Here is an 11,619-nt window from a genome sequence, read left to right as displayed (position 1 = left end):
TTCCGCCGGCGAAGGCCTGCCGCGCGTTCCAGACGCCGTAGTCGCCGGTGCCGGCCTGGTAGGGACCGTGCAGGTCGAAGCCCGGGCTGTCGCTGAAGTCGGTGAGCAGCAGCATGGGCGAGGATGAGAGCCGGGCCTCCATCGTACCGATCAGCCCGTTGCCCAGCACCCACGGGCCCTGGCCGATGATGACGCCGGGCTTGCGGGTGAGCCGGCCGTAGACCTCGGCCATGACGCCGGCCAGCGACTCCTCGCGGACCGTGAAGGTGCGGATCGAGTTCTGATGCTGGGCGAGCGCGGTAAAGAGGCGGCCCGTATGGCCGCCGGCCATGCCGAACACCATGTCGATGCCGGCGTCCTCCAGCACGCGCAGTACGGCGTCGGCGGTCTTGGTCTTCTCGGTGATCAGCGGCTGAACGGGCATGAGGCGCTCCCCTACCCGGCCCGGTTCCAGCCGCCGTCGATCGGGATCACGGCGCCGGTGACATAGTCCGACAGGTCGGTGGTGAGGAACTCGACCACCTTGGCGCAGTCCTCCGGCTGGCCATTGCGGCGCAGCGCGATTTCGCGGTTGCCCTCGTTGCTGCCGCTCCTCCCGCCCACCAGCTCGACGATCCGCGCAGTCTCGATCACGCCTGGGGCGATGCAGTTGCAGTTGACGTTGTAGGGCCCGAGCTCCTGGGCGAGGTAGCGCGTGTAGTGGGCGATGGCGGCCTTGTTGGCGCCGTAGTGGGCGTAGCCGCCGCCGATCCCGGCAACCATGCCGGCATAGGACGCCACCGTGACGATCCGGCCGCTCCGCTGTTCCTTCATGTGCGGCGCCACGGCGCTGCAGCTGTAGACCGTGCCATAGAAGTTCATGCCGGTGACCAGCTCCAGCAGGTCCTGCGGGACCAGCGTCGCGGTGGTGTCCGCTGGCCGGCCGCGGCCGCCACCGGCGTTGGCGACCAGGATGTCCACCGTGCCCCAGGCTTTGGCGACCTCCTCGGTCATGGCGAACACCGCGTCGCGGTCGGCGATGTCGAATTCGAAGCCAAGGGCCTCGCCGCCGCCGTTGCGGATCTCATCGACGGTGGTGTCGGCGGTCATCGCCTTGGCCTCGCCCTCGAACTCCGCATAGGACTTCAGGTTGAGGTCGGAGACCGCGACCCTGGCGCCGAGGCCTGCGAGCCGGCGGGCGTAGGCGCGACCGAGGCCGCGCGCCGCGCCCGTCACGATGGCGACTTTTCCGTCAAGCTTGCCCATGCGCTTCCGTCCCAAGGTTTCGAGACGGAAGTGCTATTGCGCCACCTCCGAACTGTCCACCTCGGGACGCGGCGCCCTGCCCCTAGGCCGCCCGTCCCGTTCCGGTCCGCCGGCGTCTTGCGGGCGTCTACTTGGTGGCGACCTGCTTCAACTTGCGAGCTTCGGCGGGGGTGATGCACTTCGGCGCATCCCAGCTGCCGCCCTTTCGGACCTGGGCTGCGGTGACGAACTCGACCTTCCCGAACTCGCGCGTGAAGGCTCGCTTGGTCATGGCCGAGGTGTCGCAGATGAAGAGGGTGCGGCCGGATTCGGCCTCGGCGGGTTGGGCTTTCTCAGCGGCCGCGGCAGCGGTGGCGGAGAGGGCAGCCAGGGCCACCGCGCAAAGCAGCATACGCATCATCGTTCCTCCTTGGCGGTCGACAGCCGCGCTTGGAGGCGAATCTGTACCCATATCAGCGATCCGCAAAGCTTTTGCGACGCCGCGGTGACAATCCGAGGCTCAAACTTTCGCGATCTCGATGTCACCAGGACGTCACCCCGGCGTCATCCAACTGCATCGGTCGGGCCACATACTCGCCGTAAGCGCAGGGTGTGGAAGCCGGTTTCCACGGCGCAAAGCAAACGCAGGGAGCCACGCCGGATGCGCTATGGCGTCGTCCGGGCATCGCCGGACCTTCCACCGCCACAGGCACAGCGCCGTCTCATAGAGGCGCAAGGCTGCGACGTTGTGCTGGAGGCCCGATCCCTCTCACCTTCGGGCGAGCAAGTGCTTCGGCGGCTGCTGTATAGCCTGAAGCGGGGCGACCAGATCCTGGTGCACGGACTCGAAGTGTTCGCGGTCGGCGTCGCGGGGCTGGCGCGCCTGTTCCGCTACTTCCACGACAGCGGCGTTACGGTGCGCCTTATCGGGACCGCGGAGTGCCTGGAGCCGGTCGGCCCGGCGCCGCGCTTGCTGACGCTCCTGGCCGACTATGCCGCGCGTCACCCCGATCAGCCGCCGACGTTCCGACGTGCTCGTGTCGCCGCCTCGCCGCTCACGCCGCACCAGCTCCGCTACGCCCGCGATCTGCAACGCCGTGGCGAATCCATGCGCGCCATCGGCCTCCTGTTCAGGCTGTCGCCGAGCGAGGTCGCGGTCCTGCTGGCCCGCAAGCCCGAGCCTGAAGACGGCGGGCCACGCGATGCTACAGGCGCGCCGTCAAGCTGACGGAGAAGCTCCGGCCCAGGTCATAGTTGTTGAGCCTGATCTCGTCGCCGCCGCGCTTCTGGAACTCGTCGAACTCTGCGCCCAGCAGGTTGCGCGCCTCGAAGCCAGCCGTGAGTTCGCGGCCCCACATCTCGAACCGGTGGCGGAACGTGAAGTCCACGATGATGCCGGGCTCCTGCTCGAAGTCGGGCGCTCCTGCCTGGCCGCGCGCAGTGGTGCGCTTGGAGGCGTAGTTCACGAGGAACGTCGCCTGGGTAGAGCCATCAAGCGTCTCAAGGCCGAACTGCGCATTGGCCAGGTGCTTCGACTGGCCCTGCAGGCGGCTTCCGTCGAGGACGAAGTTGAGCGCCGGCGCGGGCTGGCCCAGGTTGGTTCGCGGGAAGACGACATCGCCCGCGCCTACCTTCACCTCAGACTTGGTGAAGGTGTAGTTCGCCGCGACGAGCCACTTCACATTGTCCAGCATCGGCTGTCCGGTCTCGAATTCGAAGAATTTCTTGAACTCAGCCTCGGCCCCGTAGACCACCGCTTTCGGCGCATTCAGGAAGCTCTGCTGCAGACCGCCGCCCGTTTCGTTGACGACGGATTCAATCGGCTTGTCGATGTCCTTGTAGAACAGCCCGAACGTCGCGAACTGCCCCCGGTCGAAGTAGCGCTCATAGCGCGCGTCGAGGTTGACGATCTCGCTGTCGAACAAGAACGGGTTGCCGATGAAGGTGCGATCGGATTCGGGATCGAGATAGAGCTGCGGCGCCTGCTCGCGGAACTGTGGCCGGGCGATAGTCTTCGACGCCCCGAACCTGAGCTGCTGCTCTTCGGCAAAGTTCCAGGTGACGGTAGCCGCGGGCAGGAGGTAGTCGTTCTTCAGCGTGCGGGGGGCAAGCGGGGTCGGCGAGAACAGGTCCAGGGCCTGAACGTCCTGCTTGCCGCTCTCAAAGCGGACCCCCAGCGTCGCGCGGACCGCGGGCAGGATCTCGCCTTCACCCTGACTGTAGGCCGCATGGGTGATCAGGCTCGCCGTGTATCCCGCGGTGCCTTCCGACCCCGTGACTTCGCGCAGGATCAGGCCGTTGAGCCCGATGTTGAAGTCGGAATAGAGGAAGTCGATGCGCTGACGCTGGAAGTTCAGGTCCGGCGTGAAGTTCATGGTGAAGCGAAAGGCCCGAGAGTCCGAAATGCGCTCATTGTCATACCAGGCGTAGCCGCCCGACACGGTGAAGTCGGCGATGAGCGGGTTCTCGAGGTGGTAGGCGACATCGATCCCGGCGCCGGAGGTCTTGTCCTCGAGCTCGCTGAAGCGGATGAAATTGGCGTCCAATTGCGGGTTGTCGTGGAACTCGCCGTTGACCCGCCGATAGCGGATCTGGCGTTCGTAGGGCACGTCCCGCTCGGTACGCGCGTACGAACCGCGCCACGAGATCGTCAGGTCGTCGGTAAGCCGGTGCTCGCCGGTCAAATGGGTGTCGATAAGTTCGCGCTGGTACCAGGCGGTGTAGTCATCACGGATGTAATTGCTCGACAGTGAGCTGTCGCCCTCAACCGAACGGGCTTCCTTGGTGACATTGCGGACGTAGAAGTTCGTCCACTTGAACGTGTGGTCGTCGAGCTGAAGCGAGACCTGGGTCAGGCCGTTCAGCACGATGTCGTTCTGCGTCGAGTTGGAGGTCAGATCCTCGGTGATCGACAGGCCGTCGAGGCTTACCACGCCGGCCTGCTGTGCCGCCTGGCGCGTCGACCAGCTGTTGTCGTAGCCGAAGACGCCGACGACGCCGGCCCGTCCCCAGTCGAAGTTCCAGGACGTCCCGGCGGCCACGTCCACGCTGCCGTTGATCGGGACGTCGTTGGTGGACTGCAGCAGGTTGACATTGGCGTTCTGGAAGCTGCGGCCCATGGCCGTGAGCTGGTCGGCGCCGAAGTTCGTGGCGTCGATGCGCTTGCCGGTCTCGATGCCGCGGCGGATCAGCAGCGGCAGTTCGCGGGTGCCGTCGTCGACCCCGAACGAGTCGCTGTTGCCGCCTCCGAAGTAGGTCAGGCCCCGCTTCAAGGAGGTTTCCGTGTTCACCCCCAGACTCACGCCCATGGAGATGAACGGCTGGTCCGGGACATCGATCGTGCGCAGGTCGACAAGGCCACCGCCGAACTCGCCGGGGTAGTTCACCGAATAGGTCTTCTGGACCGTGACCCCCGCCAGGACATTGGACGGGAACAGGTCCAGGGGCACGACCCGCTGCAGGGGTTCCGGGCTCGGAAGCGGCGATCCGTTGAGTAGTGCAGACGAGTAGCGCTCGCCCAGGCCTCGCACATAGATGAAGCGGCCGCTGACGACGCTCAGGCCCGCCAGGCGAACCAGGGCCTGGGCTGCGGTGTCGTCGCCCTGTCGCACTAGGTCGTCGGCCGTGATGACCGAGGCCACCTCCGAGGTCTCGCGCATGACCTCCGGAATGAACCGGCCGCGAACCACCACCTCGTCGACCTGGGCGTCGGCGGCGACCGGCGGCGGTCCCGACCGAGGCGCCGCCTGGGCCAGCGCGATACCTGGCGCCAGCAGAGCGGTCGTGCAGAGCAGCAGCCCGGCCAGCGGGCGATGAGACTTAATCATGTGGGTCGCCTTTGGATGTTCCGACGGACGCGAGAAGGGCGGGGCAGAAGCCCCGCCCAGGTCGGCTCAGCAGCTGCTTCCGGCCGACAGGCCGCAGGTCCAGCCGGTCCACCAGTTGTCGTTCCCGTCGCGCACGGCGCCGATGTACGTCGTGCTCTCGAAGAAGGGATTGAGGGTCGAAGCGTTGAAGGCGACCCGCCCCATCTCATTGGAGCCGTTCACGAAGCCGCTCAGCGTCGAAGTGTGGGTCGACGAGTTGTTGGTCCCGGCGTTGAAGAGGCTCGCCGCCGCCGTCCCATCCACGTCCGTGTCGTTGCGGAAGGCCGTCGAGCAGGAAAGCACCACCGAGTCCCAGCGCGGCGCGGCGGCCACGGTGGAGGGCGTGTCGACGTCCAGACAGGCCGTGGCCGTGTTGGCAGACGTGTGGATGCCGTTCACGAAGCGTCCGCCGGTGCCCGTGTTGAGGATCTGGACATCCCCCGCTCCGGTCCGGCCGGAGCCGATGGCGGTGTAGTTGGCGATCGTCGGGCGAGAATTGAGCGATGCCTGAACGCCCACAGAGCTTTCCTCGAACACCCGATCGCCGCCGTTGGCGCGCTGACGCGCAATGAGGAACTGGATGCCGCCCCGCCAGCCTTCGTCGGTGTCGATGCTGTCGTCGTCGGCCCCGGTGATCACGATGTGCTTCAGCAGCACCGTCCCGCCGAAGAATTCCATGCCGTCGTCGGAGCTGTTGTGGATCTGGATGTGATCCACGACGGTGCCGGAACCGACGCCGAGGAACGTGATGCCGTTCAGTTCCTTGTTCGGCTGCACCTCGAACCCGGGGTAGCGGACCTGGAGGTACCGCAGGCGGCCGGAATTGTCGGTCGGGCTGTTGCCGCCGTAGAACGAGATGCCGCCTTCGAAGGTGGCCACGCAGTTGATATTCGGCGGCGTCGTGCCCGCCGGGCAGCTGGCGATCGGCGCGCGACCGGCGATGACGATCCCGCCCCACTGGCCAATCAGATCAGCGCCGGCGTTGCCGTCGATGTTCGAGCGGCTGGTGAAGATGATCGGACTGCTCGCCGTGCCTTCAGCGAAGATCTGACTGCCGCGTTGGACATTGATGTAGTCGAGACCGCCCGAGCCATAGATGCGGACGCCAGGGTCGATGGTCAGAATGCCCTGCTGCGATCCGGCCAGCGGATTGGCGGGATCGGCGCCGCGGTCGTCGCCCACATCCACGCGACCGCTGATGGCATAGACCGTACCCGCGCGATTGGGCAGCAGGAGGTTACCGATGATCTTCTGCGGCAGTTGGCAGGCGCGGAGGGAGCCGTTGGCGACCGTGCCGACGTTCGAGAGGCCGGCGGGGCAGTCCGCCGCGGCCTGGCCTGGCGGGGTCACGCCACCCCCGCTGCCGCCGCTGCCGCTGCCGCCGCTGCTGGGCGGGAAGGCGCCCTCACCGGGTGAGGCAACGTTGTCCGCGCCGCCACCGCAGCCTGCCAGCGCGAGGCAACTCATGGTCGCAATCAGGACGGTCTTCAGGTTGGCGACACCGCGCATCGAATTCTCCAGCGTGACGGTTCACGGCGCGCGAGAATGGCTTGCCGCCCCACGATGGGGACTGGACACCCCCGCCTGCCCGAGGCCGGTGTAGACGGCGCAGATGACGCGGCCGAAACGGTTGGGTGACGTATTTGCGTCGACTGTGGCGACGCCAACGGGCCGTCGCGGGCGACGGGAGCGTCGCCCCCGGCCCGCCCGCTCAAGCAGGGTCGGCAAGGGGATGCACCGTCGCCGACACGTCCCCTACGACCTAGAAGCGATAGGCGACGCCGAGCCGGAAGTTGCGGGCCGGCTGTAACGCGATGTCCTTCAGGAAGGAGGCATGCTCTCGCGCCTCCTCATCGGTGAGGTTGCGTCCCTCCGCGAAGATCGTGAGGCGCTTGTCGCGGAATGGCCGGACCGCAGCGGAGATGTTCAGCAGCGTGTAGGCCTTGGTGGGAAGCTCAAAGCTGGCCAGCCGGCCCTGTTGGCCGACGTGGCGCACTTCGACAGAAGCGTCGAGAAGGCTGGAGGAATAGGCGACGCGCCCCGTCGCCGAGTAAGGCGGTATGCGAGCGGCGGGCCCATGGTCGGTCTTCGCGTGCACATAGTCCACGCCAGCTTCGAGCGAGAGCTGGCGGTCGCCGTTCCGCCAGACCGCATAGCTGGCCTCAGCTTCGAAGCCGTAGAACCGGGCGTCGCCCTGCACGAACTGATAGATCGGGAAGAACTCGTCTTCTTCCGCGAAGTAGAAGTCAGCTCCGGTCTGCACCTCGTCGATGAAGCCGTCGTACTCGGCTCGGAAGACGTGGAGATCGCCTGCGAAGCGGCCGCGGTCGTAGTGCACCGTGCCTTCCAGCGTGGTGACCGTCTCCTTGCCGAACGTAGCATCCCCGACCTCGAACGCGGCGGTGGCGATGTGGAGACCGTTGGCGAAGAGCTCGACTTCCGAGGGCGCCCGCTGCGTTCGCGAGAGGCTGAGCCCGAGAAAAAGGCCCGCCACCGGCCGGACGAAGACGGCGCCCGACGCCGACCAGTTGTCGAAGGCTCGCTTCAGCTCCGACGTGGCCCCGAAGGGGACCGCGCGCAGGGTGCGGCGGTCGTACCGGAGCCCTCCCTCGAACCCCAGGTTGCCGGTGTCGTAGCGCTGCACGGTGTAGAGGCCGCCTTCATCGATCTTGGTCGTCGGAAGGAAGGCCTCCTCCCCGATCGCCTCGAAGTCACGCTTCAGCGCCTGAACCCCGAAGGCGCCGCTCCAGCTTCCGCGCTTTCGCATGACCAAGTCGACACGGCCTTCCTGGCCCTCCGATCTGAACTGCGTGCCGGGCTCCCCCGGCCGTTCGTATTCGGTATGGGTGTAGTCGGCCTTCCCGAAGCTGCCCCGGACGGCGTCGAGCAAGCCCTCCGAGAACCGGTGCTCGCCACGGACGTCGATGCGCTTCTGGCGCAGCTTGATGAACACCTCGTCTTCCGCGACGGTCCCGTACTCGCTGTCGGTGTCCTTGTAGGATGCGCCGAGGTAGCCTGCTTCCCCGACGAGCGAGGCGCCCGCGCCCCAGGTCACCAGATCCGTCCAGCTGTTTGGCTGAACGCCGCCCGTGTCCTCGCGAGCAATGCCTTCGGCCTCGGCCAGGACCCGGGAGATGGCGGAGGAAGGGATATCGTAGTCGTCCGTCCTGCGACGCACCGCGTCGATATTGATGGCCAAGTTGCCCGCCCCCGCGGTGACCCGACCGAACCCGCCACGCCCCGCATCGACACTCGAGAGCTGTCCGGAGAGCACCCCGCTGACGCCGTTATCCGGGATCGCCGTGGGGATTCGGTCGTCGATGATGTTGACGACGCCGCCGATGGCCGACCCGCCGTAGACGAGGGTCGCCGGCCCGCGGATGATCTCGATCCGGTTCGCCTCCGCCGGATCCGTCGCCACCTGGTGGTCAGGGGATACCGAACTGGCGTCGATCTGGCCGATGCCGTTGGTCAGAACCTGCACCCGCGGGCCAGAGAGGCCGCGGATCACCGGGCGGCTCGACCCGGGAGCGAAGCTTGTGGAGCGCAGGCCAGGCCGGCCGTTGAGCAGGTCACCGAGCGACGACGCCGGCGCCGTGGCCAAGGCTTCCTCGTCGAGGACATCGGTGGCTATGGTCGTCGCGCGCTGGGTGACGCCGTACGGCACGCCGGTGACGATCACCTGATCGACCTCCGTCGGCGCGGCGCCGGGCGATGCTGTCTCGGAGGGCGTTTGCGCGGGGGCCTGCGACGCAAGCGCGGCGATCCCGCCCGCGGCCAGGAGGATCCGCGCGGCTGTCGAAGGGCTCATGGATACTCTCGCTCACCGGCCATGTAGTTATGTGATAACATAACATTGTGGCGGCTCAATCGGAATCGAAGCTGCCGCCGCGTGCGCACCCCGAGTCAGGAGGCTTCCCGTAGCGGGACAGGCTCGATCCCTGTCGGCGCTGGCGGGCGTCGGCCAGGCTTCGAGGAAGGCCGGCCGTCGTCGCGCAGGACAATGTAGATCGCCGGGATCACCAGCACCGTCAGCAGGGTCGACGACGCCAGGCCGAACAGCAGCGAGATGGCCAGGCCCTGGAAGATCGGGTCGAACAGGATCACCGCCGCGCCGATCATGGCCGCCAGCGCCGTAAGCAGTATCGGTTTGAACCGGATGGCCCCGGCCTCCAGCAGCACGTCGCGCAGGGGTCGTCCCTCGCCCTGGCTGTGGCGGATGAAGTCCACCAGCAGGATCGAGTTGCGCACGATAATGCCGGCGAGCGCGATGAAGCCGATCATCGAGGTGGCCGTGAACGGCGCGCGGAACAGCATGTGGCCGATCACGATCCCCACCAACGTGAGGGGGATGGGCGTCAGGATGACGAGTGGCAGGCGGAAGCTCTTAAACTGCGCCACCACCAGCACGTAGATGGCCAGGATCGCGACCCCGAAGGCCGCGCCCATGTCGCGGAACGTGACCCAGGTGATCTCCCATTCGCCATCCCACAGCAGGGTGGGAACACTCTCGTCGGCGGGCTGGCCGTTCAGCCGGATCGCCGGCTTGGGCAGGCCCTTCCAGTCGTGCTGCTGGATCGCCCGGTCGACGGCCAGCATGCCGTAGATCGGGGCCTCGTATTGGCCGGCGAGTTCCGCCGTGACCATCTCGGCGTCGCGTCCATCGCGGCGATAGATGGGCCAGGAGCCCGTCTCGCGCGTCGCGTCGACCACCTCGCCCAGTTCCACGAGCCGGCGGCCCTTGGCGGTCTCGGCGACCGCCACCGGCGTGGCCGCGAGCCGCTCGCTCCAGGTCCGGTCGGACTGCGGCAGGCGCACCGCGATCTCCAGCGGGGGGCGGCCCTCCCCGCGGTGCGAGTAGCCCACAGTGGAGCCGCCCAGCACGGCGCCGATCGAATCGAACACCTGGCCCTCGGAGAGACCGAAGAACTCCAGCTGCTCGCGGTTCGGGGTCAGGCGCAGCCGCGGTCGCGCCTCGCCCCAGCTGTCGTCGACGTCGACGATGTACGGCACGGACTTGAACAGCGTTTTCACCTCCGCAGCGACCGCGCGGCGAGTCTCAGGATCGGGCCCGTAGATCTCGGCCAGCAGCGTCGCCAGCACGGGCGGGCCCGGGGGCGCCTCGACAACCTTGAGCGAGGCGCCCTGCGGCAGCGGCAGCTTCGCCAGCCGCTCGCGCAGGTCCAGCGCCACGGCGTGGCTCGCACGCTTACGGTCGGACTTGTGCGACAGGGCCACGGCCAGATCACCCTGCTCCGCCCGGGCGCGCAGGAAGTAGTGGCGAACCAGGCCGTTGAAGTTGAACGGGGCGGCGGTTCCCGCGTAGGCCTCCATCGAGGACACTTCGGGCACGTCTTGAGCCACGCGCGCTGCGGCCGCGAGCGTACGTTGGGTCGCCTCGAGGCTGGTCCCTTCTGGCATGTCCACGACCACCTGCAGCTCCGACTTGTTGTCGAACGGCAACAGCTTCACGGTCACGCCCTTGAAGTAGAACATCGACATCGCCAGCAGGGTCGCGACGCCCACGGTTATCAGGAAGATCGCCGCGCTGCGGCGGGTGGCGATCACCCGGCCGGCGAGCCAGCGATAGGCGCCGCCCAGCCGGCCTCCGTCGTGCGCATGGGCCGGCCCGCCGTGCAGCGCACGCCGGGCGAAGCGGACCATCAGCCAGGGCGCGATCACCATCGCCACGAAGAACGAGAAGACCATCGCCGCCGAGGCGTTGACCGGGATCGGCGCCATGTAGGGACCCATCAGCCCGGAGACGAACAGCATGGGCAGCAGCGCCGCCACCACCGTGAGCGTCGCGACGATAGTGGGGTTGCCCACCTCTGCGACCGCCTCGATCGCGGCCGGACGGGGCGAACGGCCGTCGTTCACGCCCCAGTGGCGGGCGATGTTCTCGATAACCGCGGTGGCGTCGTCGACCAGGTGGGTGGGAGGGACGCCGGGGTGTGGGGCGACATCCTCTGCGCGCGGATGGCCAAACGCGGCGTGGCGGCGCTCGTGACCGACGGCGTGGTCAGAGACCTTGGCGGCGTGCTTCAGAGCGGCCTCAAGGTGTGGGCCATCGGCGCCGCCGCGCCACCCTCCGTCGCAGGGCTCACGTTCGTCGACTGGCAGCAACCCGTGGGCTGTGGCGGTGTGGCCGTGTTCCCGGACGACGTGATCGTGGCCGATCAGGACGGCGCGGTGGTGATCCCGGCGGCACTGGTCGGCGAGATCGTCGACGAGGCCGTCGAGCAGGAACACTTCGAAGGCTGGATCATGGGCGAAGTCAACGCGGGTGCCGCGCTTCCCGGCTTGTACCCACCGGACCCCGAAAACAAAACCAAGTACGAGGCCTCGAAGAAGCCCTAGACGCTTCCCAGGAGACTGCGCGCGCCTGGCGCCGAGCGAGACGACGCGGATTCCGTTGAGCCAGCCTGTAAGGCGTAGGCGTCTGGCCGCCTTCTACATATTGGGAAGACGAGGAATTGCGCTGTCCCTGTTTTGTACCTGATACTCAGGTTTCTAGAGGTTCTGGCGG

Annotated in this window: 9 protein-coding genes; 2 read left to right on the top strand and 7 right to left on the bottom strand. The window is 67.4% G+C overall.

The genetic code is table 11. The features are described 5' to 3' along the window. The 3 genes from QZV94_RS17770 to QZV94_RS17760 form a co-directional block, all read right to left on the bottom strand. Positions 1 to 424: thiamine pyrophosphate-binding protein (locus QZV94_RS17770; protein ID WP_293679688.1), on the bottom strand; the 424-nt coding region annotated here is incomplete at its 3' end. A gap of 11 nt (positions 425 to 435) precedes the next feature. Next, the gene (locus tag QZV94_RS17765; protein ID WP_293679684.1) at positions 436 to 1,245 is read right to left on the bottom strand and encodes an SDR family NAD(P)-dependent oxidoreductase; all 810 of its coding nucleotides are present in this window, start codon (positions 1,243 to 1,245) and stop codon (positions 436 to 438) included. Between the two features lie 127 nt (positions 1,246 to 1,372). Further along, positions 1,373 to 1,645 carry a hypothetical protein gene (locus QZV94_RS17760; RefSeq protein WP_293679681.1) on the bottom strand — a complete coding sequence of 91 codons (273 nt, stop codon included), beginning with the start codon at positions 1,643 to 1,645 and terminating at the stop codon, positions 1,373 to 1,375. A 240-nt stretch (positions 1,646 to 1,885) separates the two neighbouring features. On the opposite strand from QZV94_RS17760, the gene QZV94_RS17755 reads away from it, so the two are divergent. Continuing rightward, positions 1,886 to 2,452: a hypothetical protein gene (locus QZV94_RS17755; protein ID WP_293679678.1), complete on the top strand. Its 567-nt coding sequence runs from the start codon at positions 1,886 to 1,888 to the stop codon at positions 2,450 to 2,452. On the opposite strand, the gene QZV94_RS17750 is transcribed toward QZV94_RS17755, so the two are convergent. From QZV94_RS17750 to QZV94_RS17735, 4 genes are all read right to left on the bottom strand, one after another. Then, on the bottom strand, positions 2,430 to 5,051 hold the full coding sequence (locus QZV94_RS17750; protein WP_293679675.1) for a TonB-dependent receptor: 2,622 nt from the start codon (positions 5,049 to 5,051) through the stop codon (positions 2,430 to 2,432). The genes QZV94_RS17755 and QZV94_RS17750 overlap by 23 nt on opposite strands. 66 nt (positions 5,052 to 5,117) lie before the next feature. Beyond that, entirely contained in the window at positions 5,118 to 6,599 is a 1,482-nt protein-coding gene (locus QZV94_RS17745; RefSeq protein WP_293679672.1) for a hypothetical protein, read from the bottom strand. A 253-nt stretch (positions 6,600 to 6,852) separates the two neighbouring features. Continuing rightward, a complete protein-coding gene (locus QZV94_RS17740; RefSeq protein ID WP_293679669.1) occupies positions 6,853 to 8,901 on the bottom strand; it encodes a TonB-dependent receptor in 2,049 nt (682 codons plus the stop codon). Between the two features lie 95 nt (positions 8,902 to 8,996). Then, positions 8,997 to 10,970 carry an efflux RND transporter permease subunit gene (locus QZV94_RS17735; protein WP_367254753.1) on the bottom strand — a complete coding sequence of 658 codons (1,974 nt, stop codon included), beginning with the start codon at positions 10,968 to 10,970 and terminating at the stop codon, positions 8,997 to 8,999. A gap of 6 nt (positions 10,971 to 10,976) precedes the next feature. Between QZV94_RS17735 and QZV94_RS17730 the strand changes: the two genes are divergently transcribed. After that, positions 10,977 to 11,450, top strand: coding sequence for a hypothetical protein (locus QZV94_RS17730; protein WP_367254750.1), 474 nt, complete (start codon positions 10,977 to 10,979; stop codon positions 11,448 to 11,450). Positions 11,451 to 11,619 lie beyond the last annotated feature (169 nt).

The organism is uncultured Phenylobacterium sp. (genome assembly GCF_902826855.1).
GTDB lineage: Bacteria > Pseudomonadota > Alphaproteobacteria > Caulobacterales > Caulobacteraceae > Phenylobacterium.
This window is presented reverse-complemented; position numbering and strand designations above follow the sequence as displayed.

Bases quoted from the DNA above. Each gene is read 5' to 3' on its own strand.
- QZV94_RS17765 (WP_293679684.1), bottom strand. From the start codon at position 1,245: ATGGGCAAGCTTGACGGAAAAGTCGCCATCGTGACGGGCGCGGCGCGC.
- QZV94_RS17760 (WP_293679681.1), bottom strand. From the start codon at position 1,645: ATGATGCGTATGCTGCTTTGCGCGGTGGCCCTGGCTGCCCTCTCCGCC.
- QZV94_RS17755 (WP_293679678.1), top strand. From the start codon at position 1,886: ATGCGCTATGGCGTCGTCCGGGCATCGCCGGACCTTCCACCGCCACAG.
- QZV94_RS17750 (WP_293679675.1), bottom strand. From the start codon at position 5,051: ATGATTAAGTCTCATCGCCCGCTGGCCGGGCTGCTGCTCTGCACGACC.
- QZV94_RS17745 (WP_293679672.1), bottom strand. From the start codon at position 6,599: ATGCGCGGTGTCGCCAACCTGAAGACCGTCCTGATTGCGACCATGAGT.
- QZV94_RS17740 (WP_293679669.1), bottom strand. From the start codon at position 8,901: ATGAGCCCTTCGACAGCCGCGCGGATCCTCCTGGCCGCGGGCGGGATC.